This is a genomic window from Serratia sp. CY55921, assembly GCF_052167655.1.
Classification (GTDB): Bacteria; Pseudomonadota; Gammaproteobacteria; order Enterobacterales; family Enterobacteriaceae; genus Serratia; species Serratia ureilytica.
The window spans coordinates 251,363-278,295 of the sequence record NZ_JBJNMU010000001.1 but is presented as its reverse complement, the minus strand read 5'-3'; the positions used below and the strand labels follow the sequence as shown (position 1 = coordinate 278,295).

General features: G+C 60.4%; 22 protein-coding genes. 15 read left to right on the top strand and 7 right to left on the bottom strand.

All coding sequences use genetic code 11. The features are described 5' to 3' along the window. Entirely contained in the window at window positions 1-2,475 is a 2,475-nt protein-coding gene (gene torA / locus ACJ8M3_RS01375; RefSeq protein ID WP_089197250.1) for a trimethylamine-N-oxide reductase TorA, read from the top strand. A 154-nt stretch (window positions 2,476-2,629) separates the two neighbouring features. Continuing rightward, entirely contained in the window at window positions 2,630-3,805 is a 1,176-nt protein-coding gene (locus tag ACJ8M3_RS01370) for a sugar efflux transporter (protein WP_089197251.1), read from the top strand. Here ACJ8M3_RS01370 and ACJ8M3_RS01365 read toward each other — a convergent pair. Beyond that, window positions 3,802-4,056 carry a YkgJ family cysteine cluster protein gene (locus ACJ8M3_RS01365; RefSeq protein WP_019453627.1) on the bottom strand — a complete coding sequence of 85 codons (255 nt, stop codon included), beginning with the start codon at window positions 4,054-4,056 and terminating at the stop codon, window positions 3,802-3,804. The two genes, ACJ8M3_RS01370 and ACJ8M3_RS01365, sit on opposite strands and share 4 nt — an antisense overlap. Before the next feature lie 271 nt (window positions 4,057-4,327). Here ACJ8M3_RS01365 and mtr point away from each other — a divergent pair, with 271 nt between their 5' ends. Both mtr and yeiP read left to right on the top strand, forming a co-directional pair. Further along, window positions 4,328-5,572 carry a tryptophan permease gene (gene mtr / locus ACJ8M3_RS01360; protein ID WP_047025330.1) on the top strand — a complete coding sequence of 415 codons (1,245 nt, stop codon included), beginning with the start codon at window positions 4,328-4,330 and terminating at the stop codon, window positions 5,570-5,572. 126 nt (window positions 5,573-5,698) lie between these two features. After that, window positions 5,699-6,271 carry an elongation factor P-like protein YeiP gene (gene yeiP / locus ACJ8M3_RS01355; RefSeq protein ID WP_004935725.1) on the top strand — a complete coding sequence of 191 codons (573 nt, stop codon included), beginning with the start codon at window positions 5,699-5,701 and terminating at the stop codon, window positions 6,269-6,271. Between the two features lie 42 nt (window positions 6,272-6,313). Here yeiP and uxuA read toward each other — a convergent pair whose 3' ends face one another. Further along, complete coding sequence (gene uxuA / locus ACJ8M3_RS01350) at window positions 6,314-7,504, bottom strand: mannonate dehydratase (RefSeq protein WP_089194986.1); 1,191 nt, start codon at window positions 7,502-7,504, stop codon at window positions 6,314-6,316. Between the two features lie 292 nt (window positions 7,505-7,796). On the opposite strand from uxuA, the gene ACJ8M3_RS01345 reads away from it, so the two are divergent. Continuing rightward, window positions 7,797-9,269, top strand: coding sequence for a mannitol dehydrogenase family protein (locus tag ACJ8M3_RS01345; protein ID WP_042785059.1), 1,473 nt, complete (start codon window positions 7,797-7,799; stop codon window positions 9,267-9,269). 61 nt (window positions 9,270-9,330) lie between these two features. Here ACJ8M3_RS01345 and ACJ8M3_RS01340 read toward each other — a convergent pair whose 3' ends face one another. Beyond that, window positions 9,331-9,639 carry a type 1 fimbrial protein gene (locus tag ACJ8M3_RS01340; RefSeq protein ID WP_004935734.1) on the bottom strand — a complete coding sequence of 103 codons (309 nt, stop codon included), beginning with the start codon at window positions 9,637-9,639 and terminating at the stop codon, window positions 9,331-9,333. Window positions 9,640-9,958: 319 nt separating this feature from the next. Here ACJ8M3_RS01340 and ACJ8M3_RS01335 point away from each other — a divergent pair, with 319 nt between their 5' ends. The 8 genes from ACJ8M3_RS01335 (at window position 9,959) to yejF (ending at window position 20,324) form a co-directional block, all read left to right on the top strand. Beyond that, window positions 9,959-10,933 (top strand): CobW family GTP-binding protein, encoded by a 975-nt coding sequence (locus ACJ8M3_RS01335; RefSeq protein WP_033652532.1) that lies wholly within the window; start codon window positions 9,959-9,961, stop codon window positions 10,931-10,933. Between the two features lie 77 nt (window positions 10,934-11,010). Further along, a complete protein-coding gene (locus ACJ8M3_RS01330) occupies window positions 11,011-11,721 on the top strand; it encodes a phosphatase PAP2 family protein (RefSeq protein ID WP_033643814.1) in 711 nt (236 codons plus the stop codon). Between the two features lie 410 nt (window positions 11,722-12,131). Then, complete coding sequence (mepS, locus tag ACJ8M3_RS01325; RefSeq protein ID WP_033643815.1) at window positions 12,132-12,707, top strand: bifunctional murein DD-endopeptidase/murein LD-carboxypeptidase; 576 nt, start codon at window positions 12,132-12,134, stop codon at window positions 12,705-12,707. 391 nt (window positions 12,708-13,098) lie between these two features. Beyond that, window positions 13,099-14,685, top strand: coding sequence for a cyclic di-GMP phosphodiesterase (locus ACJ8M3_RS01320; RefSeq protein WP_033652531.1), 1,587 nt, complete (start codon window positions 13,099-13,101; stop codon window positions 14,683-14,685). An 89-nt stretch (window positions 14,686-14,774) separates the two neighbouring features. Beyond that, window positions 14,775-16,586, top strand: a complete 1,812-nt coding sequence (locus tag ACJ8M3_RS01315; protein ID WP_089192033.1) for an extracellular solute-binding protein — start codon at window positions 14,775-14,777, stop codon at window positions 16,584-16,586. A 9-nt stretch (window positions 16,587-16,595) separates the two neighbouring features. Then, the gene (locus ACJ8M3_RS01310; RefSeq protein WP_033643818.1) at window positions 16,596-17,690 is read left to right on the top strand and encodes a microcin C ABC transporter permease YejB; all 1,095 of its coding nucleotides are present in this window, start codon (window positions 16,596-16,598) and stop codon (window positions 17,688-17,690) included. Beyond that, window positions 17,687-18,712, top strand: coding sequence for an ABC transporter permease (locus ACJ8M3_RS01305; protein ID WP_042785062.1), 1,026 nt, complete (start codon window positions 17,687-17,689; stop codon window positions 18,710-18,712). Before ACJ8M3_RS01310 ends, ACJ8M3_RS01305 begins: the two co-directional genes overlap by 4 nt. A gap of 1 nt (window position 18,713) precedes the next feature. Further along, window positions 18,714-20,324, top strand: coding sequence for a microcin C ABC transporter ATP-binding protein YejF (gene yejF / locus ACJ8M3_RS01300; RefSeq protein WP_033643820.1), 1,611 nt, complete (start codon window positions 18,714-18,716; stop codon window positions 20,322-20,324). An 8-nt stretch (window positions 20,325-20,332) separates the two neighbouring features. Here the strand turns inward: yejF and ACJ8M3_RS01295 are convergent, their stop codons facing one another. From ACJ8M3_RS01295 to rsuA, 3 genes are all read right to left on the bottom strand, one after another. After that, a complete protein-coding gene (locus tag ACJ8M3_RS01295) occupies window positions 20,333-20,677 on the bottom strand; it encodes a YejG family protein (protein ID WP_004935763.1) in 345 nt (114 codons plus the stop codon). Between the two features lie 595 nt (window positions 20,678-21,272). Then, window positions 21,273-22,469: a Bcr/CflA family multidrug efflux MFS transporter gene (locus tag ACJ8M3_RS01290; protein WP_033643821.1), complete on the bottom strand. Its 1,197-nt coding sequence runs from the start codon at window positions 22,467-22,469 to the stop codon at window positions 21,273-21,275. A 41-nt stretch (window positions 22,470-22,510) separates the two neighbouring features. Continuing rightward, the gene (rsuA, locus tag ACJ8M3_RS01285; protein WP_033652527.1) at window positions 22,511-23,224 is read right to left on the bottom strand and encodes a 16S rRNA pseudouridine(516) synthase RsuA; all 714 of its coding nucleotides are present in this window, start codon (window positions 23,222-23,224) and stop codon (window positions 22,511-22,513) included. A 316-nt stretch (window positions 23,225-23,540) separates the two neighbouring features. Here rsuA and ACJ8M3_RS01280 point away from each other — a divergent pair, with 316 nt between their 5' ends. Then, window positions 23,541-25,298 (top strand): DEAD/DEAH box helicase, encoded by a 1,758-nt coding sequence (locus ACJ8M3_RS01280; RefSeq protein ID WP_089197253.1) that lies wholly within the window; start codon window positions 23,541-23,543, stop codon window positions 25,296-25,298. Window positions 25,299-25,460: 162 nt separating this feature from the next. Further along, window positions 25,461-25,745 (top strand): 50S ribosomal protein L25, encoded by a 285-nt coding sequence (gene rplY / locus ACJ8M3_RS01275; protein ID WP_004935776.1) that lies wholly within the window; start codon window positions 25,461-25,463, stop codon window positions 25,743-25,745. Window positions 25,746-25,829: 84 nt separating this feature from the next. On the opposite strand, the gene yejK is transcribed toward rplY, so the two are convergent. Beyond that, entirely contained in the window at window positions 25,830-26,837 is a 1,008-nt protein-coding gene (gene yejK, locus ACJ8M3_RS01270) for a nucleoid-associated protein YejK (protein WP_033643824.1), read from the bottom strand. Window positions 26,838-26,933 lie beyond the last annotated feature (96 nt).

Genomic DNA, 26,933 nt, shown 5'->3' with positions numbered 1-26,933 from the left:
ATGAGCAACCAAAAACCGTTAACCATGAGCCGCCGCCGCTTCCTGACCGGCGCCGCCGCGCTGACCGCCGCCCCGCTGCTGGCGGGATTATGGCCCAAAGCGGCGCTGGCGCAGGCCATCAGCGAAGCGCTGCCGCAGTTCATCGTCTTGCGTCAGGCGCAGAAAGGCATTCTGACCGGCGCCCACTGGGGCGCGTTTGAAGCCATCGTGCAGGACGGCAAGATGGTCGGCGTGCAGCCGGTGCAGGACGATCCGTATCCCAATGAGCTGATCACCATGGCGCCTTATCAGGTGCACGCCGAGAACCGCATCAAATACCCGATGGTGCGCAAAAGCTGGCTGGAAGGCGGCCCCGGCAGCCGCACCGAGCTGCGCGGCCGCGACGAGTGGGTGCGCGTCAGCTGGGACAAAGCAACCGAGCTGGTGTGCAATGAGATCACCCGCCTGCAAAAAGATCACGGCCCGCAGTCGATCTACGCCGGTTCCTACGGCTGGAAAAGCGTCGGCATGCTGCACAACAGCCGCACGCTGCTGCAGCGCCTGATGAACCTGACCGGCGGCTTCCTCGGCTACGCCGGCGACTACTCCACCGGCGCGGCGCAGGTGATCATGTCGCACGTGGTCGGCTCGATGGAGGTCTACGAACAGCAGACCGCCTGGCCGAACGTGATCGAGAACAGCGAGCTGGTGATCCTGTGGGGCTGCAACCCGATGGTCACGCTGAAAAACAGCTGGAACGTGCCGGATCACGTCGGCCAGACCGGCTTCGAGGCGCTGAAGAAAAAAGGCACCCGGGTGATCAGCATCGATCCGGTACACAACGACAGCGCCAAGTTCGTCAATGCGCAGTGGATCGCCCCGCGCCCATACACCGACGGCGCCATGCTGATCGGCATCGCCCATACGCTGCTGACCGAGAAGCTGCATAACCCGGACTTCCTGAAAACCTATACCGTCGGCTTCGACAAGTTCCAGGCCTACCTGCTGGGCGAGAGCGACGGCGTGGCGAAAACCGCCGAATGGGCGGCCGACATCAGCGGCGTCGATGCCGACACGCTGCGCGCGCTGGCGCGCGAGATGGCGAAAAATCGCACCATGATCATGGGCGGCTGGGGCATTCAGCGCCAGCATCACGGCGAACAGCAGCACTGGCTGCTGGTGACGGTGGCGGCGATGCTCGGCCAGATCGGCCTGCCGGGCGGCGGCTTCGGCTTCAGCTACCACTATTCGTCCGGCGGCAGCCCGACCGCCAAGGGCGGCATCATCGCCGGCATCTCCGCCGGCAACGCGCCGAAGAACTCGCCGGCGCCGATCCCGGTAGCGCGCATCGCCGAATGCCTGAGCAATCCGGGCAAAACCATCGACTTCAACGGCGCCAAGGTCACCTACCCCGAGGTGAAAATGGTGTATGTGGCGGGCGGCAACACCTTCCACCAGCATCAGGACACCAATAACCTGGTCAAAGCCTGGCAGCGGCCGGACACCATCGTGGTCAACGAGCCTTACTGGACCGCCACCGCCAAGCATGCCGATATCGTCCTGCCGGCCACCACCAGCTACGAGCGCAACGATCTGGAAATGGGCGGCGACTATTCGCAGCTCTACGTGTTCCCGATGCATCAATGCGTGCCGCCGCAGCACGAGTCGCGCAGCGACTTCGACATCTTCTCGGCGATGGCGGCCAAGCTGGGCGTGCAGGAGGCCTTTACCGAGGGCAAGGATGAAACCCAGTGGCTGAAAGGCATGTACGACGACATGAAAAACCAGGCGCGCGCCGCGCGGGTGGCGCTGCCGCCGTTCGACATGTTCTGGCAATCCAATAACTACGTGCGTTTCCCGGTGCCGGAGGCCAATAAGCAGTGGGTGCGCTTCGCCGATTACCGCGACAACCCGCTGCTGAACCCGCTGGGCACGCCGTCGGGCAAGATCGAAATCTACTCCGACGCCATCGCCAAAATGCATTATGAGGATTGCCCCGGCATCCCGACCTGGATGCCGCCGCACGAGTGGTATCGCGGGCCGGAAGCGGCCAAGTATCCGCTGTCGCTCAATACCGCGCACCCGACCAACCGGCTGCACTCCCAGCTCGACAATACGCCGCTGCGCAAGAAATATGCGGTAGCGGATCGTGAAGCGATCCTGATCCACCCGCAGGACGCGCAGCCGCGCGGCATTACCGGCGGCGATCTGGTGCGGGCGTTTAACGATCGCGGCCAGATCCTGGTGGGGGCGGTGGTCAGCGAAGACGTGCGACCGGGCGTGGTGCGCATCAGCGAAGGCGCCTGGTTCGATCCGGCCGATCCGGCGCAGCCCGGCTCGCTGTGCAAGAACGGCAACGTCAACTGCCTGACCTTCGACATCGGCTCCTCCAGCCTGGCGCAGGGCAACTGCGGGCAGATGGCGCAGCTGCAGATCGAGAAGTATCGGGGGCCGGTATTGAAAAATACCGCGCACGCGGTACCGCAAGGCGCCTGATTTACCGGCAAGCAAAGGGGCGCAACGCGCCCCTTTTTTCTCGTCGCCGCACGACATATCCGTTTACCCTTCGCCGCAAGGGAGCGGTTTGCGTTTCATTTCAACGGGCGTATGATGCGCGCGACCTTCCTTTTTCGACGAATTATCAACCACCATGCCGACTTCATCCGCAATAACGCGACGCGCGCCCGATCTCACTTCGCTGGCCTTTTTGGCGGTGGCCTTCCTGACCGGCATCGCCGGTGCGTTGCAAACCCCGACGCTGAGCCTGTTTCTGGAAACCGAGGTCAAGGTACGCCCGGCGCTGGTCGGGCTGTTCTTTACCGGCAGCGCGGTGATCGGCATTCTGGTCAGCCAGTTTCTCGCCGGCCGCTCGGATAAACAAGGCGACCGCAAATCGCTGATCTTCCTCTGCTGCATGCTGGGTGCGCTGGGGTTCACGCTGTTCGCCTGGAGCCGCAACTACTATCTGCTGCTGATCGTCGGCGTGGTGCTTACCAGCTTCGGCTCCACCGCCAACCCGCAGATGTTTGCGCTGGCGCGTGAGCATGCCGACCGTACCGGGCGCGAGGCGGTGATGTTCACCTCCATCATGCGCGCCCAGGTCTCCCTGGCCTGGGTCATTGGCCCGCCGATCGCCTTCGCGCTGGCGCTGAGTTTCGGCTTCAAAACCCTGTATCTGGCGGGCGCGGCGGCCTTTGTCCTGTGCGGCCTGCTGGTGTGGAAACGGCTGCCCTCCATGCCGAAAAGCGCCGTGGCGAGCGCGCCTCTGGCTGCACCGCGGCAACATCGCCGCGACGCGCTGCTGCTGTTTGGCGCCAGCACCCTGATGTGGACCGCCAACAGCATGTACCTGATCAACATGCCGCTGTATATGGTGCACGAACTGCGGCTGCCGGAGCGGCTGGTCGGCGTGCTGATGGGCACCGCCGCCGGGCTGGAAATCCCGATCATGCTGATCGCCGGCATGGTGGCGAAACGCTGCGGCAAACGGTGTTTGATGCTCGGCGCCGCCGTCGCCGGCGTACTGTTCTACTGCGGCCTGCTGTTTATCACCGGCAGTGGGCAACTCATCGCTCTGCAGCTGTTGAATGCGGCGTTTATCGGCGTGCTGGCGGGGATCGGCATGCTCTACTTCCAGGATTTGATGCCCGGTCAGCCCGGCACGGCCACCACGCTGTTCACCAACACCATTCGAGTCGGCTGGGTTATCGCCGGCGCCATCGCCGGCGCGGTGGCGGAAATCTGGAACTACCATGCGGTGTTTTACGCCGCGCTGGCGATGGCCGCAGGCGCGACGCTGTGTCTGTGGCGGTTGAAAGACGCTTAAGGCGCGGTGTCCGCTTCCAGTCTGGCGAGGTAGATCAGCGCCTGATCGCGGTGATCGTGGCACATGTCGCGGCTCGGCTGCAGGCTGCCGCACACCTTCGGCCGCAGCGGCGAATGAAACAGGCCGCAGCGCAGCTGTTCATCCAAATGAATGCAGCGGGTATTGGCGGGCTTGCCGTTCGGCATGCCGGGGATCGGGCTGGATATTGACGGCGCGATACAGCAAGCGCCGCAGTCGCTGCGACAGTCCATCAGCGCTACTCCTGGTGGGCTGGGGAAAAGAAGCGCGACAATAGCAGCCGCGTGCGGCGGCCGCCAGCAGAATCCCTGCGCCTTGGCGATCTTTACACTCGTCCCGCAACCGTCTTGCCCCGTCGGATTCGCCGCCTGGCGAATAAATGCCCAAAAAGCCGCAATTTAAAGACAAAAACGCGTGAAGCGTGCAATTCCCACGCTTTACATGCACCATGCACCCATGTACCATTGAGCTAGTACAAAAGAACCTCTTCCATCAGGAGCACACATGTCTACGGACACCATCCAGAAGCTGGCCCGCCCTTCCGTTCTCGGCGGCGCGATGATCATTGCCGGTACCGCCGTAGGCGCCGGCATGTTTTCCATTCCGATCGTCACTTCCGGTGTCTGGTTCAGCGGCTCCGTCGCGCTGCTGGTGTATACCTGGGCCTGCATGTTGCTTTCCGGCCTGATGATCCTTGAAGCCACGCTGCACTACCCGAGCGGCGCCAGCTTCAACACCATGGTCAAGGATCTGCTGGGCAAAGGCTGGAACGCCGTGAACGGCCTGTCGGTGGCGTTCGTGCTGTACATCCTGACCTACGCCTATATCTCCGCGGGCGGTTCGATCATCGCGCACACGCTGGAGGGCATCGTCGGCGTCGGCCAGACCACCGCCGGCCTGGTGTTCGCGCTGGTCGTGGCGTTTATCGTCTGGCTCTCCACCCGCGCGGTCGACCGCCTGAGCACCATTCTGATCGGCGGCATGGTGATCACCTTCGTGATGTCGGTGGGCGACATGTTCACCCACGTGCAGCCTGCGGTACTGTTCAATACCGGTGATGACCAGGCCAGCTATCTGCCTTACGCCCTGGCGGCGTTGCCTTACCTGCTGACCTCGTTCGGCTACCACGGCAACATTCCCGGGCTGGTGAAGTACTACCACAAGGACAGCGGCTCCGTGGTGCGCAGCCTGGTGTACGGCACCCTGTTGGCATTGGCTATCTACATCCTGTGGCAGTATGTGATTCAGGGCAATATCGCGCGCGACGCCTTTAAGCAGGTGATCGCCGAGGGCGGCAATATCGGCAGCCTGCTCAAGCAAATGGGCAACGTCTCCAGCAGCCAGACCGTCAGCCAACTGCTGAACGCCTTCTCCTATATGGCGCTGGCCAGCTCGTTCCTCGGCGTGTCGCTGGGCCTGTTCGACTACCTGGCGGACTTCTGCAAATTCAAGGACGACGCCGTCGGGCGCAGCAAGACCGCGCTGGTGACCTTTGTGCCGCCGACCCTGGCCGCGCTGCTGTTCCCGAACGGTTTCCTGTACGCCATCGGCTTCGCCGGGCTGGCGGCCACCATCTGGGCGGTGATCGTGCCGGCGCTGATGGCGCGCGCCAGCCGCCGCCGCTATCCGCAGGCCGGTTATCGCGCACCGGGCGGCAACGGCGTGATCCTGTTCGTCATCCTGTTTGGACTGATCAACGCCGCCGCGCATATTCTGTCGCTGTTCGGCCTGCTGCCGGTCTTCCGGTAATCCCCGACGGGAGGGCTGCCGCCCTCCCTTTCCCGCACTGTTTTTGCGCCGGGCTATTGCCTGAAATCGGCGGCGCGAGTACCTTGTCGCAACTTCTCTAATACTCTTCATTGCGGATGAATTGAAATGGCAAGAGCTAACGAAATTAAACGCGGCATGGCGATCAGCTACAACGGCAAGCTGCTGCTGGTAAAAGATATCGACGTGCAGAGCCCGAGCGCCCGCGGCGCCAGCACCCTGTACAAAATGCGCTTCTCCGACGTGCGCACCGGCCTGAAAGTAGAAGAACGCTTCAAGGGCGACGATATCCTGGACACCATTTCCCTGTCGCGCCGCAAGGTGAACTTCTCCTATATCGACGGCGAAGAATACGTGTTTATGGATGACGAAGATTACACGCCGTACATCTTCAAGAAAGACCAGATCGAAGACGAACTGCTGTTCATTCCGGAAGGCGGCCTGCCGGGCATGCAGGTGCTGACGTTGGACGGCCAGGTGCTGGCGCTGGAGCTGCCGCAGACCGTGGATATGGAAATCGTCGAGACCGCGCCGGGCATCAAAGGCGCTTCCGCCAGCGCCCGCAACAAGCCGGCCACCATGGCCACCGGTCTGGTGATCCATGTGCCGGAATACCTCAGCGCCGGCGACAAGATCCGCATTCATATCGCCGAACGCCGCTACATGAGCCGCGCCGACTAGTCGCACCAGCGGGGCCGATACTCGGCCCCGTTTCATTTTCCGCTACGGCAATTCCGGGAAAAATCGCCGCTTGAGCGCCAGCTCGACGCCGCGCAGCTCCGCCAGCCCTTTCAACCGCCCGATGGCCGAATAGCCCGGATTGGTTTTCTTTTTCAAATCGTCCAGCATCTGATGCCCATGATCGGGGCGCATCGGGATCGGCCGCCGATCGCCCGCCCGCTGCCGACGCAGTTCTTCGGTCAGGATCGCTTCGATCACCGCCACCATGTCCACATCGCCCTGCAGATGCGCCCCCTCGTGGAAGCTTTTCGGGTTTTCCTCGCGGCAGGTGGCGCGTAAGTGGGTAAAGTGAATGCGATCGCCGAAGGTTTCAATCATCCGCACCAGATCGTTGTCGGCGCGCACGCCGTAGGAACCGGTGCATAGGGTGAAACCGTTATGAATGCTGTCGACGGTCTGCTTCAGCCACTGCATGTCTTCGATCGTGGAGACGATGCGCGGCAGGCCGAGGATCGGCCGCGGCGGATCGTCGGGATGCACCGCCAGCCGGATGCCGGCCTCTTCCGCCACCGGCACGATGGCGCGCAGAAAGACCGCCATGTTTTCGCGCAGCTGCGCCTTGTCGATGCCGTCGTATTCCGCCAGGCGGCGGCGGAACTGCTCCAACGTATAGCCTTCTTCCGCCCCCGGCAGCCCGGCGATGATATTGCCCGTCAGCGTGGCTTTCTCCTCCTCGCCCATGGCGGCGAAATAGGCCGCCGCCTGACTGCGCTCTTGCGCCGTATAGTCCGCCTCGGCGCCGGCGCGTTGCAGGATATGCAGCTCGAACGCGGCGAAGGCGATTTGATCGAAACGCAGCGCTTTGGCGCCGTCCGGCAGCGAATAGGCCAGATCGGTGCGCGTCCAGTCGAGGATCGGCATGAAGTTGTAGCAGACGGTGTCGATGCCGCAGGCCGCGAGGTTGCGCAGCGTCTGTTGATAGTTGGCGATATGCCGCCGCCAATCGCCGCTGTGGGTTTTGATCTCTTCATGTACCGGCACGCTCTCCACCACCGACCACACCAACCCTTTTTCCGCCAGCAGCGCCTGCCGCGCGCGGATCTCGTCGATCGGCCAGACCTCGCCGTTCGCAATATGGTGCAGCGCCGTGACCACCCCGGTCGCCCCAGCCTGACGCACGTCATCCAAAGAGACCGGATCGTTCGGGCCATACCAACGCCATGTTTGTTCCATGTTGTGTCCTTATGCCTGTCTCGCATCGCGATGTTGTTATACCAGTTTAATTTAGATGTCAGCTAGCTTTAACTTACTCTTTCGCCGTGCGCTGTCAAAATTGAACCGTTCATTGGTTGATCCGCTTCACGATTCTGGCTTATTTTGGCCTGACCAATTCCCTTAACCTGCCGACAAATTTAGACTGGGGGCAGTTTTTTATCGCTGGCGCCCCGCTGTCCATGCGTCGGCAAACTGGTCCGCTAACTTGACGCAAGTGGCCCGCCAGCTGTCTACTCGCTTTGGAGATGAGATGAATACGATCGCCAACACCCCGCTGCCGGGCGCCGTCCGGCAACCGAATTATGATCGCCGGGCCCTGCGCAGCCGCATCGTGCACCTGGGTTTCGGCGCGTTCCACCGTGCGCATCAGGCGCTGCTGACCGATCGGGTGTTGAACGCCCAGGGCGGCGACTGGGGCATTTGCGAGATCAGCCTGTCCGGCGGCGTGCCGCTGTTTCAGGCGCTGCGGCAACAGGATCATTTATACAGCGTGCTGGAGAAAGGCGCGGACGGCCATCAGGCCCTGGTGATCGGCGCAGTGCATGAGAGCGTGCACCGCAAGCTGGAGGGCATCGCCGCGGTGTTGGAGAAGCTGGCCGAGCCGCAGGTGGCGATCGTCTCGATGACCATTACCGAAAAGGGCTACTGCATCGAACCCGGCAGCGGGCGGCTGGATCGGCGGCATCCGGGGATCGTCGCCGATCTGGCGGCGCCGCATCAGCCGCAGACCGCGCCCGGCATTTTGGTGGAGGCGCTGCGGCTGCGGCGTGAACGCGAGCTGCCCGCCTTCACCCTGCTCTCCTGCGACAATATTCCGGAGAACGGCCACGTCCTGCGCCGGGCGGTGCTCGATTTGGCGCAGGCGCGGGATCCGTCGCTCGCCGACTGGATCGCCTCCGCCGCCACCTTCCCCTGCACCATGGTCGATCGCATCGTTCCGGCCGCCACGCCGGCCACGCTGGATGAGATCGCCGCCGCGCTGGGCGGCGTGCGTGACGAATGCGCCATCGCCTGCGAGCCCTTCATTCAATGGGTCGTGGAAGACAATTTCGCCGCCGGACGCCCGGCATGGGAGCTGGCCGGCGCCCAGTTGGTCCGCGATGTGCTGCCGTTTGAGCATATGAAGCTGCGCATGCTGAACGGCAGCCACTCGTTCCTGGCATATCTCGGTTACCTGGGCGGCTACCGCTATATCAACGAGTGCATGGCGGACGAGCACTACCGCCGCGCCGCACAGCGGCTGATGCTGTGCGAGCAGGCCCCAACCCTGAGCGTCACCGGCATCAGTCTGCCCGACTACGCCGCACAGCTTATCGCGCGCTTCAGCAATCCGGCGCTGCAACACCTCACCTGGCAGATCGCCATGGACGGCACGCAAAAGCTGCCGCAGCGCCTGCTGGACGCCGTGCGCTGGCATCTGCGGCACGGCGGCGACTATAGCGGGCTGGCGCTGGGCGTGGCGGGCTGGATGCGGTACGTCGGCGGTGTCGATGACGCCGGCCAGCCCATCGACATTCGCGATCCGCTGGCAGATGTCCTGCAACAGACGATCGCCGCCACTCCGGACGATCGGCGGCGCGTAACGGCGCTCCTGGCGCTGAAATCGGTGTTTGGCGAACAGCTGGCGACGCATGCCGCGTTTATCGAGGCGGTGACGCAAGCCTATTTGTCACTGCGCGATCGCGGTGCGCGTGAAACGGTGAAGGAGTGGGTGAAGCGGTGAAGTGCCTGCAGGCTGAGAATAACCATGCCGACGTAACGTTACGCCGGCATGGCGGAACGACTTAACGATAAACGACCGTCATAACAGCAAGTTTCTTCTGTTGGTCTACCCACTTCATTTCGGTTGTGCCAAGATTCAGCGGAAGTTCTTTGCGTGTAGTATCAAAACCTGACAACGCTTGCTGGGCCTGATAATGCTGGCCGTTGCGGTAACATTGCGTATTCGCCTTAGAATCTGCAATCTTGACCGTGCAAGGACTTTCAACGATAGAGCCGACGAAGCGAATTACCCCGCCGGCCACTCCTGCCTGACTCACTGCCGTCCATGAAAACAACATTCCTACGATCAAAAATAACCGAAAGGTATTCATGGCAACCTCATTTTTAGTTAAGCCAATTTAACCATAGAGGATCTTGTTCGGAATAATCGCAAGGAAAGGGACGAGATTTGATCGTTAATCGCGTCATTAACAATGTAAAAACAAGCTACTAACAAAAGTTAACCGTATCTAATACAGGGTTTTATCTAAGAATTTTCTTGCAAAGAAAAGTGGATTTTGCCGGTTGAAAAGCGCAGGGTGGCGTGCAAAATTTGCGAGGTAGAGCACAAATTAAATCGCGCTCGCCGCCGCGACCGCGCAGAATCGCTCATTTATTAGGCAGGTTGATTTTTGCACCCAGGAATGATTAATGACTAAAACCAATCTGATTACCGGCTTCCTCGGCAGCGGTAAAACCACCGCCATCCGCCATTTGCTGGCCCATAAGCCCGAGCATGAACGCTGGGCGGTACTGGTCAACGAATTCGGCGAAATAGGCATCGACGGCGCGCTGCTGGCGGACAGCGGCGCGGTGCTCAAAGAGATCCCCGGCGGCTGCATGTGCTGCGTCAACGGCCTGCCGATGCAGGTGGGTCTGAATATGCTGTTGCAGCAGACCAAACCGGACCGGCTGCTGATCGAGCCGACCGGGCTCGGGCATCCGAAGCAAATCCTGTCGCTGCTGACCCAGGAGAGCTATGCCGGCTGGATCGATCTGCAGGCCACGCTGTGCCTGCTGGATGCCCGTCAACTCAGTCAGCCCCGCTACCGCGACAACGAAAACTTCCGCGATCAGCTGGCCGCGGCCGACGTTATCCTGGCCAGCAAAAGCGATACCTATCGGCCGGAAGACAGACGGGCGCTGGAAGCCTGGACGGCGCAAGATCCGCTGCAGCGGCCCTGCTACGCCATCGCGCAAGGTGAGGCGGATGTCGCGTTGTTGTCGCTTCCTCGCACAAATCGTACAGAATTACCGGACGCACGACATCATCATGGTCAGGCGAAAACGCAGGGACTGGCGGCGTTGCGGCTGCCGGAGAACGCGCGTTGGCGGCGAGCGCTGAACGAAGGGCAAGGCTTCACCAGCTGCGGCTGGATTTTTGACGGCGACACCCGGTTCGATACCGTCGGCTTTATGGAATGGGTGCGGCTGGCGCCGGTCGAACGTGCCAAAGGCGTGGTGCGCATCCCCGAAGGCACGTTGCTGATCAATCGCCAGGGCCAGGATCTCAACATCGAAACCCGCCCGAACGCGCCGCTCGACAGCCGGGTTGAACTGATCCACAGCGAAAATGCCGACTGGAACGCCCTGCAATCCGCCTTGTTTAAGATTCGTTTAAGTTAAACCCCGTACCGTTGCCCCCCGGTTGCCGCAGGGCGGCCGGTTTTGTTTCGTTTTCATTTTTCCAACAGGTTTATGTCATGACACGCCGCAATTTACCCTTCATTCTCTTCTTCAACTTACTGGGCGTTGCGCTGTTTCTGTCCTGGTTCCTGCCGGCCAATCACGGTGGCTGGTTTACCCTGGATTCGGCGATCTTCTTCTTCTTTAACCGCCATCTGGCCACCGACCCGGCATTTTTGCACCTGGTCGCCATCACCAACAACCGCGCGTTCGATGTGATTTCACTGCTCGCCATGGGCCTGCTGTATTTGTACTTCTACCTGAAGCAGGACGCCGCCGGCCGCCGCCGTCTGGTGATCACCGGCGTGGTAATGCTGCTGACCGCCGTGGTGCTGAATCAGCTTGGCCACCTGCTGCCGGTGAAGCATCCGAGCCCCACCCTGACCTTCGACAATATCAATCGCGTCAGCGCATTGACCGGCATCCCCACCAAGGACGCCTCCGGCGACAGCTTCCCCGGCGACCACGGCATGATGCTGATTATTTTTTCCTGCTTTATGCTGCGCTATTTCGGCCGCGGCGCCTTCGCCGTCGCCCTGCTGATTACGCTGATCTTTTCATTGCCACGCGTGATGATTGGCGCCCACTGGTTTACCGATATCGCCGTAGGCTCGCTGTCCGTGGTCTTGGTTGGCGCCAGTTGGGTGCTGATGACGCCTTGCAGCGACTGGATTATCGAACGGTTGAATCGCCTGTTGCCCGGCAAGCACCGCCCCGGCCAACCATAACTTACGTCTATGAGTCATTCCGGGAGGCGCCCGCCTCCCGCGTTTTATCCCCTCGCGATGCGCAAAATTTCTCCGCCCCCCGTTAACGCTTTTGCAACCTGATTTCACGCCAGATTCATACATCGGACAATTGGCGTTTTTTATATGAAGATTTACATTATGTTACATCACAAATTCATATAAAAAAGACCGGAAAAAGACTCGCAATCCCCTATTTGTTCCGGTAATCTCAGATGCGTTTGTGCCTGGTTTAAGTCGAATCAGTACGGAATCCGATAAAAATGTGCGTTCCCGCACGTTTTCAACGGTAACTGATTGTCGATGCAACAGGTGCGGACTAGGCTCGTTTCGTTTGGCATTTTTCAGGTAGCGACTTTCGTCGTTAAGGACTTCAAGGGAAAACAACAACAATGGTCAAATCTCAACCGTTTCTGAGATATTTTTTGCGGGTAGTCCCTGCAATTGCCGCTGCGGTTATGCTGTCAGCGTGCAGCTCGACTCACACTTCGAACTTGAGTAACGCACAAACTGAGATGCGTGCAGTTAATGACAAAGACGGTCTTTTACTGCAAGCCTCTCAGGATGAATTCGAAGCGATGGTCCGCAACGTTGACGTCAAGTCAAAGATTATGGATCAGTACGCGGACTGGAAAGGCGTTCGCTACCGTTTAGGCGGTGACACCAAGCGCGGCATCGATTGCTCGGCGTTTGTACAGCGCACCTTCCGCGAACAGTTCGGCATGGATTTACCGCGTTCTACCTACGAACAGGAAGACCTCGGTAAGAAAATCCAGCGCACCAAACTGCGCGCCGGCGATTTGGTGCTGTTCCGCGCCGGTTCTACCGGGCGCCATGTCGGCATCTATTTAGGCAACGATCAGTTCGTTCACGCTTCTACCAGCAGTGGCGTCATGATTTCCAAGCTGACCGATAACTATTGGAATAAACGTTATCGAGAAGCGCGCCGAGTGTTGACCAACGGCTGACGGCGCAACGCCCTGAAGATCCTGAATACCAAACGAGCGATAAACGCCGCCTACGGGCGGCGTTTTTTTTGGCTGTCGAACGAGAGCCACCGGGGCTGAGCCAGGCCTTATCGTCACCTCACACCATTATTTTGATAAACTGCCGGCCGGAAATCGCGCCGACGAGGAAAAACTCGCCTATTATCGTCAGATGACGGCAACGGCGCGCCCGGCGTTATTTAAAACGTTTCCGCTTAATAGGTGCATTATATTTCTGTCGGCGACGCCTTGTATTTAAACGCGTCGCCGGTTGGGTACGGGATAAAAGGCAAAAAATGAAAAAAAAGCCGTTGGCACAATCCATTAAATGGCTGCGCGACACGCCTGACGCCCCGTTGCAGAGGTCTCGGTTATGGGCTTGAAAAGGGCGTTCTCTCGCAGCGTGTCGCACCGACAGCGCAGTCTGGCCAAAAGCGTCGTCGCCGCCCTGCTATTTTTTACGCTATTCACCGCGGTCACACTTTCTTTGATCAACCACCAGCGCACGCAATATCAACACAAGGTTGAAGCGCGTACGCAAAAATTCGCGCTGGGTTATATCTCGCACCTGACGGATGTCATGCAAAAAATGATGCCGCTGCTGGACAAACCCTGCCTCTCAAGCCAGTCAGACATCACCTATCAGGCGGCCTTTACCAGCGGCGTACGCACCTTCCTGCTGGTGAAAGACGGTTACGCCTACTGCTCCTCCGCCACCGGCGACATGATGCTGCCGATGAAAAACCTGTATCAGGACATCGATACCCACCTGCCTTTGGATCTGAAGCTGCAGCAGGGCACGCCGATCGTGCCGGACAAGCCGGCGGTCGCGGTTTGGCTACGGCATCCTGGCGCATCGGCGACCGGCATCCTCGCCACGCTGGACATCAATTTGATGCCCTACCTGCTGTTCACTTCGCATGACGAGCAGGCGCCGGGCATCGCCATCGTGATGGGCAACCGCGCGCTGACCACCTTCAGCCCGAACCTGATGCCGATCGCGCAGTTGCCGCAAGACAAGGCGGACACCCTGACGCTGCCCAATCTGCCGCTGAGCATCCTGTTCTACAACGAGAAACTGACGCCCAACGATATTCGCCTGACGCTGCTGGGCAGCCTGGTGCTGTCGCTGATGATCGGCGTGCTCTGCTACTACATGCTGCTGTTGCGGCAAAGCCCGGAGCGCGCGCTGCTGCGCGGCATCAAGCGCAACGAGTTCTTCATCGAATATCAGCCGGTGTTCCATACCGGCAGCAACAGCATCGGCGGGCTGGAAGCGTTGATCCGCTGGCAGCATCCTATCGAGGGCCGCATTCCCCCGGATGTCTTTATCCCGTACGCCGAAAGCAACGGGCTGATCGTGCCGCTCACCCGCCATCTGTTCAGGCTGATTGCCGAAGATGCGCCGCAGCTCGCCAAGGCGCTGCCGCGGGGAGGCAAGGTCGGCCTCAATATTTCCCCCGCCCACCTTAGCGCGCCGTCATTCCATCAGGACGTGTATGAACTGTTGGCGCAGCTGCCGGGCGATTACTTTACGCTGGTGTTTGAAATCACCGAACGCGGCATGGTGGAAGAAGAGAGCGCGCTGGCGGAGTTCGACTGGCTGCATAAACAGGGCATCGAGATCGCGGTGGACGATTTTGGCACCGGCCACAGCGCGTTGATCTATCTTGAGCGTTTCACCATGGATTACCTGAAGATTGATCGCGGCTTCGTCAACACCATCGGCCAGGACACGGTCACCGCGCCGGTGCTGGATGCGGTGATTTCGCTGGCGAAAAAGCTGAAAATGCTGACGGTGGCCGAAGGCGTGGAAACCGCCGAGCAGATGCAGTTCCTGCAAGAACGCGGCGTTAACTTCATGCAGGGCTATTACTTCAGCAAGCCGCTTAGCATCGCTAATTTCGTCGCTTACTGCAATGCTCATCAGGTCTTTGATTATCAGGAAAAAAATAGTTAATCTTTAAGCATCTTTACCCTGCGCCCGCCCGAAGAATGTTATGCTGGGCGCCGGTTGTACTTTATTCCACAGCAGGAGCTTACCGTCTGATGTCCGTGCGCATTTTCGCTGCTCTGGTGCTCTCGGCACTGAGCTTCGCCTCGCAGGCCGAAGCCCTCAACGAAAGCTACGCTTTCGCCCTTCTCGGTGAACCGAAATACGCCGCCGACTTCAGCCATTTCGACTACGTCAATCCGGCGGCGCCCAAGGGCGGCGACGTGCGCCTGGCGGCCATCGGCACCTACGATAACTTCAACCGCTTCGCTACTCGGGGCGTGCCCGGCGAGCGCACGGATCAACTTTACGACACGCTGTTCGCAACGTCCGACGACGAACCCGGCAGCTTTTATCCGCTGATTGCCGAATCGGCGCGCTTCCCGGCCGACATGCGTTGGGTGGAAGTGGATATCAACGCCCGCGCGCGTTTCCACGACGGCAGCCCGATCACCGCCGCCGACGTGGCCTTCACCTTCAGCAAATTCATGGCCGAGGGCGTGCCGCAGTTTCGCTCCTACTACAAAGGCGTCACGGTCAAAGCCATCTCTCGGTTGACGGTGCGCATTGAATTCCCGCAGCCGAACAAAGAAGCGATGCTGTCGTTATTCGGCAGCCTGCCTATTCTCCCGGCCGCCTTTTGGCAAAACCATAAGCTCAACGAGCCGCTCAACACGCCGCCGCTGGCCAGCGGCCCGTATAAAATCGGCGATTATCGCCTCGGCCAGTACATCACCTATCAACGGGTGCGCGACTACTGGGCCGCCAACCTGCCGGTGAACCGCGGCCGCTATAACTTCGACAGCATTCGCTACGATTATTATCTGGACGATAAAGTGGCGCTGGAAGCGTTCAAGGCCGGCGCTTACGATTTCCGCATCGAGCCGTCGCCCAAGAGCTGGGCCACCCAGTATCAGGGCGGCAACTTCGCGCGCAACTACATCATCAAACAGGACGAGACCAACCAGGCGGCGCAAAACACCCGCTGGCTGGCGTTCAACATCCAAAAACCGCTGTTTGCCGACCCGCGCGTGCGCGAGGCGATCACCCTGGCTTTCGACTTTAACTGGATGAACAAGGCGCTGTATTACAACGCCTATCAACGCGCCGACAGCTATTTCCAAAACACCGCCTACGCCGCCCGCGGCTATCCGGACGCCGCCGAACTGGCGCTGCTGGCGCCGCTCAAAGGCCAGGTGCCGCCTGAGGTGTTCACCAGCATCTATCAACCGCCCGCCTCCGACGGCAGCGGCAACGATCGGCAAAATCTGCTGAAGGCGACCCAACTGTTGCAAGAGGCCGGTTGGGTGGTCAAAAATCAAAAGTTGGTCAACGCCAAAACCGGCCAGCCGTTCGCCTTTGAGCTGATGCTGCTGAGCGGCAGCAACTTCCAGTACGTGTTGCCGTTCCGCCACAACCTGCAGCGGTTGGGCATCGATATGGCAATCCGCGAGATCGACGCCTCGCAATATACGCGCCGCATGCGCGAACGCGACTTCGATATGATGCCGACGGTGTACATGGCGATGCCGTTCCCCACCGCCAATTTACGCATCATTTGGGATTCGGAGTACATCAACTCCAGCTATAACACCCCCGGCGTCAAGGACCCGGCGGTCGACAGCCTGGTCAGGCAAATCGCTGAGCATCAGGGCGACGAAAAAGCGCTGCTGCCGCTCGGCCGCGCGTTGGATCGGGTGTTGACCTGGAACCGCTACATGCTGCCGATGTGGTACTCCAACCACGACCGCTACGCCTATTGGGACAAGTTCTCCACGCCGCCGATCCGCCCGGCCTACGCCATCGGCTTCGACAACTGGTGGTACGACGTCAACAAGGCGGCGCGCTTGCCGGCTCAACGGCAATAAGGAGTCGGCATGGCAGCCTATCTGATACGCAGACTGTTGCTGGTGATCCCTACGCTGTGGGCGATCATCACCATCAACTTTTTTATCGTGCAAATCGCCCCCGGCGGCCCGGTCGATCAGGCCATCGCCGCCATCGAACTGGGTCAGGGCAGCGGTTTCGGCAGCGGCGGGGTCAATGAAGGCCTGGGGCACGCCAGAGCCGGCGTCCCGGCCGCGACCGAAGGGCAATACCGCGGCTCGCGCGGCCTGGATCCGGAGGTGATCGCCGAGATCACCCAGCGTTATGGCTTCGATAAACCGCTGCACGAACGCTACTTCACCATGCTGTGGAACTACATGCGTTTTGACTTCGGCGACAGCCTGTTTCGCGGCGCTTCGGTGATGCAACTGATCGGCCAAAGCCTGCCGGTCTCCATCACGCTGGGCCTTTGGAGCACGCTGATCATCTATCTGGTGTCGATCCCGCTCGGCATCCGCAAGGCCGTCCACAACGGCAGCGCGTTCGATACCTGGAGCAGCACGCTGATCATTATCGGCTACGCCATTCCGGCGTTCCTGTTCGCCATCCTGCTGATCGTGCTGTTCGCCGGCGGCAGCTATCTCGACTGGTTCCCGCTGCGCGGCCTGGTCTCCAGCAACTTCGATACCCTCTCGTGGCCGGCGAAGATCGCCGACTATCTGTGGCACATCACGCTGCCGGTGCTGGCGACGGTGATCGGCGGTTTCGCCACCCTGACCATGCTGACCAAAAACTCGTTCCTCGACGAGATCCGCAAACAGTACGTCACCACCGCCCGCGCCAAGGGCCTGGACGAGAAAAAGATCCTGTACCGCCACGTGTTCCGCAACGCCATGCTGCTGGTGATCGCCGGTTTTCCGGCCACCTTTATCAGCATGTTTTTCACCGGCTCGCTGCTGATTGAGGTGATGTTCTCGCTCAACGGACTGGGGCTGCTGGGTTACGACGCCACGCTGCAGCGCGACTACCCGGTGATGTTCGGCACGCTGTATATCTTCACCCTGATCGGCCTGCTGTTGAACATCCTCAGCGATATCACCTATACCCTGGTCGATCCGCGCATTGACTTCGAGGCCCGCCAATGAGCCGCCTTAGCCCGATCAATCAGGCGCGCTGGGCGCGTTTTCGCCGCAACCGCCGCGGTTACTGGTCACTGTGGATCTTTCTGGCGCTGTTCACGCTCAGCCTGGCCGCCGATCTTATCGCCAACGACAAACCGCTGTTGGTGCGTTATGAAGGCCGGCTATACCTGCCGTTTATGATCAACTACAGCGAAACCGCGTTCGGCGGCGAACTGAACACCGAAGCCGACTATCAGGATCCGTTCGTCCAGCGCCAAATCGACCGGCATGGCTGGGCGATCTGGGCGCCGATCCGTTTCAGCTACGACACGATCAACTTCGCCACCGAGGTGCCCTTCCCCTCCCCGCCTTCGCGCCATAACCTGCTGGGCACCGACAGCAACGGCGGCGACGTGCTGGCCCGCGTGCTGTATGGTTTTCGCATTTCGATGCTGTTCGGCCTGGCGCTGACGCTGTTTTCCAGCCTGATCGGCGTGTGCGTCGGCGCGACACAGGGGTATTACGGCGGGCGTTTCGATCTGTGGGGGCAACGCTTTATCGAAGTGTGGTCGGGCATGCCGACGCTGTTTCTGATCATTCTGCTGTCGAGCATCGTCCAGCCCAATTTCTGGTGGCTGCTCGGCATCACTATTCTTTTCGGCTGGATGAGCCTGGTGGGCGTAGTGCGCGCCGAGTTCCTGCGCACCCGCAACTATGACTATATCCGCGCCGCGCGCGCCATGGGCGTGCCGGATCGCGTGATCATGTCCCGCCACATGCTGCCCAACGCCATGGTGGCGACGCTGACCTTCCTGCCGTTTATCCTCTGCGGCTCGATCACCACCCTGACGTCGCTCGATTTTCTCGGCTTCGGTCTGCCGATCGGTTCGCCGTCGCTCGGCGAACTGCTGCTGCAAGGCAAAAACAATCTGCAGGCGCCGTGGCTCGGCATCACCGCCTTCCTGGTGCTGGCAGTGCTGCTGTCGTTATTAATCTTTATCGGCGAAGCGGTACGCGACGCCTTTGACCCCAGCAAGGCGCATTGATATGGCTACACCTCTGCTCGCCATCCAGGATCTCAGCATCGCCTTCCGCCAGGGCGACGCCGTCACGCCGGTGGTCAACGAACTCTCTTTGCAGATAGCCCCGGCGGAAACGCTGGCGCTGGTGGGAGAATCCGGCTCCGGCAAAAGCGTCACCGCCCTGTCGATACTGCGACTGCTGCCCGCGCCGCCGGTGGTTTACCCTGGCGGCGATATTCTGTTCAACGGCAACTCGTTGCTGCATGCGCCGGAGGCTGAACTGCGCAAGGTGCGCGGCAATCAGATCGCGATGATCTTTCAGGAACCGATGGTGTCGCTCAATCCGCTGCACACCATTGAGAAGCAACTGGCGGAAGTGCTGATGCTGCACCGCGGCCTGCGGCGCGAAGCCGCACGCGCAGAGATCGTCGACTGTCTGGAGCGCGTCGGCATCCGCCAGGCCAAAACCCGGTTGCAGGACTATCCGCATCAGCTCTCCGGCGGTGAACGCCAACGCGTGATGATCGCCATGGCGGTGTTAACCCGCCCGAAATTGTTGATTGCCGACGAACCCACCACCGCGCTCGACGTAACTATCCAGGCGCAAATCCTGACGCTGTTGCAAGAATTGAAACAAGAAATGGGCATGGGGTTGCTGTTCATCACCCATAACCTGAATATTGTGCGCCGTCTGGCGGACAACGTGGCGGTGATGCGTCAGGGCCGTTGCGTGGAGCAAAACGGCCGCGCACAGCTGTTCAGCCGGCCGCAGCATCCCTACACACGGCAACTGCTGGCCGCCGAGGACGTCGGCGAACCGCTGCCGCTGCCGGCCGCAGCCAGCGCGCGCCCCGGCGATGAGCGGCCGCTGCTCAAGGTGGAAGATCTGCAGGTGCGATTCCCCATTCGGCGCGGCCTGCTGCGCCGCACGGTGGATTATCACTATGCGTTGAAGTCATTGAGTTTCGAACTGCGCGCCGGAGAGAGCGTGGGGCTGGTGGGGGAATCCGGATCGGGTAAAAGCACCACCGGGCTGGCGCTATTGCGTCTGCTGGCCTCGCAGGGGGCCATCTGGTTCGACGGCGAACCGCTGCACCCGCTGACGATGAAACAAATGCTGCCCTACCGCAGCCGGATGCAAATCGTCTTCCAGGATCCGTATTCCGCCCTCAACCCGCGCCTGAACGTACAGCAGATCATCGCCGAAGGGCTGGAAGTGCACCAGCGGCTGAACGCCGAGCAGCGGGAACAGCGCGTGATCGAGGTGTTGCAGGAGGTCGGCCTGGATCCGCAGCTGCGCCACCGCTACCCCACCGAGTTTTCCGGCGGCCAGCGCCAGCGCATCGCCATCGCGCGCGCGCTGATCCTGCAGCCGCAGCTGCTGATCCTCGACGAGCCGACCTCTTCGCTGGATAAATCGGTGCAGGCGCAGATCCTGACGCTGCTGAAATCGCTGCAGCAACGCCACCGGCTGGCTTATCTGTTCATCAGCCATGACCTGCAGGTGGTGCGTTCGCTGTGCCACCAGGTGATTGTGCTGCGACAGGGAGAAGTGGTTGAGCAGGGAGACTGCCGGGCGATTTTCGCGGCGCCCGCAGCCGACTATACCCGACAACTGTTGCAGTTGGCGGATTAGCGGCGAATTCAGAAGGGGTATTGCGCGCTGAGCGGTTCGGCGATCGCGGCGCCGACGTTTTTCAGGCGGCACATCGTCGCGCTCTCATCGCTGCGCTGCACGAACAGGCAAGGTTCCCCTTCCCATTCGACGATCGCGCAGTCGACCTGAATCTCCTGCAACGACAGATTAAGCTGTTGCATCACCTGCCAGGCCTCGGCCCCTTCATGGCTGAGCAGCTTCAGCCCAATCAGGTTGTTATCCTCGTCTATTCCGTTAAACGGAATCGGTTCGACCTTTACGCCGGTGAAACCGGATAGCCAACGATAACTTTGCGGCAAGCGATGCACTACCGAAAGTTGGATACTCTCCACATGAAATCCCTAGTTTGAAAAGGTGAAACACTTTTACCTGACAGGGTTACTAAGTTATAGCCGTTGACTCCCGACTCTGCCGCGCACAAATGTTATTTAAATGTAAATTTTGCCGCAAGCCATTAACCTGACCCCGTGCTTGCCGATGCCGTGCCATTTTTTGGCGCGCCGTGCGGTGTTATTTCACGGCATTTTGCGACTCAGCTCGCATTTTTGCGTTATATGTAACCCTTTCCCGCAGCGATCTCAACTCTTTTTTCTTGCAATGCGACTACTTTTTCGTCGCCATATTTTTACATTGAAGAAACATTTCACCCGTCGCGTTAGCGCACCGTCCTCCGCTAATACCTTGATTTACATCACCCCTAATGCAAACCGCCCGCACCGACCCGCCGGCAAAACGCCGCGCATACCGGAGGATATCGGGCAGCTCAGCGACGGTATTTTTTAACAAAAAGCACACAGAAGGGTAAATGCCCCATTAATTAGCAGGCATATGTTTGGCAACAAAATTTTCATTGCCGGTTGCACCGCAAACTGGCAAGGCGCAACCCTGTGACGGCTCGGGGCAACTTCGCCCCGAACCAGGAGAACGTCAGGCTGCGCGATCGCGCGGCCGGCTGGCGTACAGATAGAACAACACCGCCACAATGCTGCACAGCGCCATCGAGGTGACCATCGGCCAGGCGCTCTTGCCCGGCGCCATCGACAGCACCGCACCCACCAGCGCGCCGATGCTGAACCGCAACGTGCCGGCCAGGGAAGACGCGGTGCCCGCCATATGCGGAAAATCATCCAGGATCACCGCCATGGCGTTGGAGGAGATCATCGCGATGCACCCCAGATAGACCGCTACGCCGATCACCAGCGCCCAGAAGCCCAGCCCGACGGCGCTCACCGCCAGCAGCCACAGCCCCATCGCCAGCTGCACCAGCAGCCCCAGTTTGAACATCTTGACCGCGCCGAACCGCCGCACGTTGCGGCTGTTGATCAGCGTCGTCAGGAACAGGAAGACGATATTCAGCGCAAAGTAGTAACCGAAGTGCTGCGGCGAAACATGGTTCAGTTCGATGTAGACGAACGGCCCGGCGCTGAGGAACGAGAACATGCCGGCGAACGAGAAGGCGCTGGCCAGCATGTAGCTCAGCACCCGCTTGTGGCGGAACAGCGAACCGAAGTTGCCCAGCGTAGTGCGCAGGTGGAACCGCTGTCGACGCTCTTTCGGCAACGTCTCCTTGATGAACAAGGCCACCAGCAGTGAACCGATCAGCGCCGCGGCGCCCATGGTCCAGAAGATGGCATGCCAGTTGAACCACAGCAGCAGCGCCCCGCCGATCATCGGCGCCAGCAGCGGCGCGATGGTCATCACCAGAATGACGAACGACATCATGCGCGAGAACTCGTCCTTGGTGAACATGTCGCGCATCAAGGCGTTGATCACCACGCTGGCGGCGGCGGCGGCCAGTCCGTGCAAGAAACGCAGTCCGATCAGCTGATCGATCGACTGCGCCATGGCGCAGGCGCAACCGGCGATGGCGAAGATCAGCGTTCCCCACAGGATCACCGGTTTGCGGCCGATGCTGTCCGACATCGGCCCATAGAACAGCTGCCCGAAGGCGAAGCCGAGCATATAGGCGCTGAGCGTCATCTGCACGCTGCCGGACTCGACGCCAAACTGGGCGGCGATCACCGGCATGCTGGGCAGGTACATGTCGATGGCCAGCGGCATCAGCATGGACAGCAGGCCCAGAATGAAAATCAAACCGAGATGAGAGGTTCGGTTCTGTTGCACGTTCCACGACTCCTTAATCGGCCGCAATCAATGATCGGTTATCAGTCCTGCAGGTGCGGCGCGCCCACGCTGGCGATCTCTTCTTCGGTCAGTGGGCGGTATTCGCCCGGCGCAAGATCGTCATCCAGCACGATGGCGCCGATGCGCTCACGGTGCAATTCGATCACCCGATTGCCGACCGCAGCGAACATCCGCTTCACCTGGTGGTAGCGCCCTTCGCTGATGGTCAGGCGCACCACATGCTCGTCAACCTGCTCCAGCGTCGCCGGCCGCGTCAGATCTTTCTCGTTGTGCAGTTGCACCCCTGCGGCGAAACGCTGCGCGGTGTCTTCCGCCAGCGGGTGCTCCAGCGTCACCAGATAGGTTTTCTCGCAGTGGTGGCGCGGCGAGGTGACGCGGTGCGACCACTGGCCGTCGTCAGTCATCAGCACCAGCCCGGTGGTGTCGATATCCAGCCGCCCGGCGGCGTGCAGTTTGTACGCGACCGGCTCATCGAGGAAGTACAGCACCGTCGGATGATCGGGATCGTCGGTGGAGCAGACGTAACCCTGCGGTTTGTTGAGCATGAAATAGCGCGGGCCGTTCTGCTGCTGCAGCGGATTGCCGTCGAACGCCACCTCTTGTTCCGGGGTCAGTTTGACAGCCCCGCTCTTCACCACCTCACCGTCTACGGTGACGCGTTTAGCCCGAAGTTCGCGCGCGACCAGCGCACGGCTGATGCCTAACTGCTGAGATAAAAACTTGTCCAATCGCATGGGATCTGCTTTGCCTGTCGTTGTTATGATCGCATTGATCGTATTGCCAAAATATGACGCCCGCCGTTGCACCGGGTGCAAATGGCAGGCTCAGGGGGGAAATCGCGTGGGGGCACAGCGATTGCTGTCACACGAGTATAGCGGCACAACGCGCTGCCCGACAGGGGTAATTTTCACGCTTCTCGCACCGCGCGCGCTCAGAAGGCATAATATAGACATTTCTCGGTCGCCCGGGGCGTAAAATGTCAGCGTTTCTGTGGCAACAGCGCTGACAAACCTAACCCCCGCGGCCCATTCCAACCTACGGCGTTCATTTATGGCCTTTACCCTACGCCCCTACCAACTGGAAGCGGTCGAAGCCACCATCAACCATTTCCGGCGGCATCCCGAGCCGGCGCTGATCGTGCTGCCGACCGGCGCCGGCAAAAGCCTGGTGATCGCCGAGCTGGCGAAACGCGCCCGTGGGCGAGTGCTGGTGTTGGCGCACGTCAAGGAACTGGTGGCGCAAAACCACGCCAAATACTGCGCCTACGGCCTGGAGGCGGACATCTTCGCCGCCGGGCTGCAACAAAAAGAGAGCGCCGGCAAGGTTGTGTTCGGCAGCGTGCAGTCGGTGGCGCGCAACCTGCCGCTGTTCGACGGCGCCTTTTCACTGCTGATCGTCGATGAATGCCATCGCATCAGCGACGACGACGACAGCCAGTACCAGCAAATCATCCAGCACCTGCAGAAAACCAACCCGCAATTGCGGCTGCTGGGGCTGACCGCCACGCCGTACCGGCTGGGCAAAGGCTGGATTTATCAGTACCACTACCACGGTTTCACCCGCGGCGACAGCGCCAGCCTGTTTCGCGACTGCATCTACGAGCTGCCGCTGCGCTACATGATTAAACACGGTTTTCTGGTGCCGCCGGAGCGGCTGGACATGCCGATCGTGCAATATGACTTCAGCAGGCTGGAAGCCAGAAGCAACGGCCTGTTCAGCGAAGCGGATCTGAACCGAGAGCTGAAGCGGCAAAACCGCGTCACGCCGCACATCATCAGCCAGATTGTGGAGTATGCCGACGATCGCAAAGGGGTGATGATCTTCGCCGCCACCGTCGAGCACGCCCGCGAGATCCACGGCCTGCTGCCGAACGGCGAAGCCGCGCTGGTCAGCGCCGAAACGCCGCCCGCCGAGCGCGATGCGCTCATTGAGGCGTTCAAGCAGCAGCGGCTGCGCTATCTGGTCAACGTGGCGGTGTTAACCACCGGCTTCGACGCGCCGCACGTCGATCTGATCGCGATCCTGCGCCCCACTGAGTCCGTCAGCCTGTATCAGCAGATCGTCGGGCGCGGGCTGCGTTTGGCGCCCGACAAAAAGGATTGCCTGATCCTCGACTACGCCGGCAACCCGCACGATCTGTTTACGCCGGAGGTCGGCGTCAGCAAACCGCACGGCGACAGCCAGCCGGTGCAGGTGTTCTGCCCGGCCTGCGGTTTCGCCAACCTGTTCTGGGGCAAGTGCACCGAAAACGGCGACATCATCGAACACTACGGCCGCCGCTGCCAGGGCTGGCTGGAGGACGACGACGGCCACCGCGAACAGTGCGATTACCGCTTCCGGTTCAAGAGCTGCCCGCACTGCGGCGCGGAGAACGATATCGCCGCGCGCCGTTGCCATCAGTGTCAGGAGGTGTTGGTCGATCCCGACGACATGCTGAAGGCGGCGCTGAAGCTGAAAGACGCGCTGGTGCTGCGCTGCGGCGGCATGGAATTGCAGAGCGGCCGCGACGAAAAGGGCGAATGGCTGAAGGCCACCTATTACGACGAGGACGGCACCAGCACCAGCGAGCGCTTCCGCCTGCAGACGCCGGCGCAGCGCAAAGCGTTCGAGATGCTGTTCCTGCGCCCGCACCAGCGCGCGCCGGGCGTGCCGTTCGCCTGGCACACCGCCGCCGACGTGCTGGCGCAACAGCAAGCGCTGCGCCATCCGGATTTCGTGGTGGCACGCAAGCGCGGGCAGTTTTGGCAGGTGCGTGAGAAAGTGTTCGATTATCAAGGCCGTTTCCGCCGTGCCAATCAGTTGGCCTGAGCGAGCGGCCCTCAATCTGGGCAGGTTTTCGTTGCTCTGCGGGCGGCTTTCCGTTAAAATGCCGCGCGCTTTACCTGGGCCTGCCCAGCGTTAAAGCGGAATTCCGAACTTGCTACTTGGGTCGCCTGTAGCAGGGTAAATTTTCTTTTAAGAGAAAAAACAATGTTCACTATCAATGCAGAAGTACGTAAAGACCAGGGTAAAGGTGCGAGCCGCCGCCTGCGTGCAGCAAACAAATTCCCAGCTATCGTTTACGGTGGCAAAGAAGCTGCAGTTTCCATCGAATTGGATCATGATTCTGTCAAGAACATGGAAGCTAAACCAGAATTCTACAGCGAAGCAGTAACTCTGGTTATCGACGGTAAAGAAACCAAAGTTAAGGTTCAGGCTGTACAGCGTCACCCGTTCAAGCCAAAACTGGCTCACATCGACTTCGTTCGCGTTTAATCGCTACGTTTTCGAACCTTTCGGGACGCCGAAATAAAGAACGCCGCAATTGCGGCGTTTTTTATTGTCTGCGATTCGGCAAGCTTACTTGCCGCTGCCGGTCCGGCGCTGCAGCTGATCGCGCAGGTTCGGCGGCGTGCCCCTGATGGTCAGCGTGTCGGTGGCCGCATCCCAGAAAATGCGCTCGCCCAGCAGCATGGCGTCGAAGTTCAGACTGATACCGCCGCCGCTGCCGGCGAATTTGGTCAGCTGGCGCAGCGTGCCGCGATCCGCCGGGAAGCTGTCTTCCAGCTCATACCCTTGCTCGCTGGAGAACTGCATGAAGTCTTTCTCACCGACCGGCGACAGTTCCTGCGACAGCGCCTGCAGTTCGATCTCTTCGCCCGCCTGCAGCTGTTCGTTGCAGTAGCTGTACACCTGCTGGCGCACCGACTGGCGTTCATTCTTGTCCAGCTGCGCGTCGGCGCAGTAGTCGTCCACCGCCTGCAGCAGCCCGCGGTTTTGCGCCTTGGTGTCCAACCCTTCGGACGCCGCCAGGAAATCCATGAAGAAGTCGGCGACCTTACGGCCCACGCGCCCGCGCAGGAAGGTCAGATAGCGGGTCGATTCCGGGTTGGTTTCCCACTCGGTCAGATCGATGCGCGCAACGATATCGGCGTTGTTGATGTCCAGATAGTGCGTAGTGTTGATATCCAGCTCTTCGTTGACGCGCATGCTGTTACGACTGTTCAGCACCGCGATCAGCAGGTACTCGACCGCCAGATAACGGTATTGGCCGAACAGCACCACGCCGCCTTCGGCGAATGGATACTTCGCCAGTTCGTCGCGCAGACGGCCGGTCGCCGCGCGGCTGAAGGCCAGAAAGTCCTTATCGTCCTTGCGGCAGGTGCGCAGCGCTTCCGCCAGCTCGCTGCCCTCGTTGAACAAGCCCAGGGCCTTGCTCTTGGCGCTGTAGACGCGATGCAGTTCCGCCATCATTTCTTCCACCGCCGCGTTGGTGGGAAGCAAGGAATCGCGCAGCACCACGTCCAGCGTTTGCTCGTCGCGTTTCACCAACTGGTGCAGAGCGATCTGGTCGATATCCAGACTCATGGTAAATCCTCCTGTTCTTTAGGCGCGTATTCAAACACTGAAGGCCCCGCCCTGCAATACTAAAAAACCGCGGCAAACCGGAAAGGCGCAGCGGTG

Coding starts and splice junctions, on each gene's coding strand:
- yejF (WP_033643820.1), top strand. CDS start 18,714: ATGGCTACACCTCTGCTCGCCATCCAGGATCTCAGCATCGCCTTCCGC.
- mtr (WP_047025330.1), top strand. CDS start 4,328: ATGTCTACGGACACCATCCAGAAGCTGGCCCGCCCTTCCGTTCTCGGC.
- ACJ8M3_RS01315 (WP_089192033.1), top strand. CDS start 14,775: ATGTCCGTGCGCATTTTCGCTGCTCTGGTGCTCTCGGCACTGAGCTTC.
- ACJ8M3_RS01335 (WP_033652532.1), top strand. CDS start 9,959: ATGACTAAAACCAATCTGATTACCGGCTTCCTCGGCAGCGGTAAAACC.
- rplY (WP_004935776.1), top strand. CDS start 25,461: ATGTTCACTATCAATGCAGAAGTACGTAAAGACCAGGGTAAAGGTGCG.
- ACJ8M3_RS01370 (WP_089197251.1), top strand. CDS start 2,630: ATGCCGACTTCATCCGCAATAACGCGACGCGCGCCCGATCTCACTTCG.
- uxuA (WP_089194986.1), bottom strand. CDS start 7,504: ATGGAACAAACATGGCGTTGGTATGGCCCGAACGATCCGGTCTCTTTG.
- ACJ8M3_RS01280 (WP_089197253.1), top strand. CDS start 23,541: ATGGCCTTTACCCTACGCCCCTACCAACTGGAAGCGGTCGAAGCCACC.
- ACJ8M3_RS01340 (WP_004935734.1), bottom strand. CDS start 9,639: ATGAATACCTTTCGGTTATTTTTGATCGTAGGAATGTTGTTTTCATGG.
- ACJ8M3_RS01345 (WP_042785059.1), top strand. CDS start 7,797: ATGAATACGATCGCCAACACCCCGCTGCCGGGCGCCGTCCGGCAACCG.
- torA (WP_089197250.1), top strand. CDS start 1: ATGAGCAACCAAAAACCGTTAACCATGAGCCGCCGCCGCTTCCTGACC.
- ACJ8M3_RS01320 (WP_033652531.1), top strand. CDS start 13,099: ATGGGCTTGAAAAGGGCGTTCTCTCGCAGCGTGTCGCACCGACAGCGC.
- yeiP (WP_004935725.1), top strand. CDS start 5,699: ATGGCAAGAGCTAACGAAATTAAACGCGGCATGGCGATCAGCTACAAC.
- yejK (WP_033643824.1), bottom strand. CDS start 26,837: ATGAGTCTGGATATCGACCAGATCGCTCTGCACCAGTTGGTGAAACGC.
- ACJ8M3_RS01330 (WP_033643814.1), top strand. CDS start 11,011: ATGACACGCCGCAATTTACCCTTCATTCTCTTCTTCAACTTACTGGGC.
- ACJ8M3_RS01305 (WP_042785062.1), top strand. CDS start 17,687: ATGAGCCGCCTTAGCCCGATCAATCAGGCGCGCTGGGCGCGTTTTCGC.
- mepS (WP_033643815.1), top strand. CDS start 12,132: ATGGTCAAATCTCAACCGTTTCTGAGATATTTTTTGCGGGTAGTCCCT.
- rsuA (WP_033652527.1), bottom strand. CDS start 23,224: ATGCGATTGGACAAGTTTTTATCTCAGCAGTTAGGCATCAGCCGTGCG.
- ACJ8M3_RS01310 (WP_033643818.1), top strand. CDS start 16,596: ATGGCAGCCTATCTGATACGCAGACTGTTGCTGGTGATCCCTACGCTG.
- ACJ8M3_RS01365 (WP_019453627.1), bottom strand. CDS start 4,056: ATGGACTGTCGCAGCGACTGCGGCGCTTGCTGTATCGCGCCGTCAATA.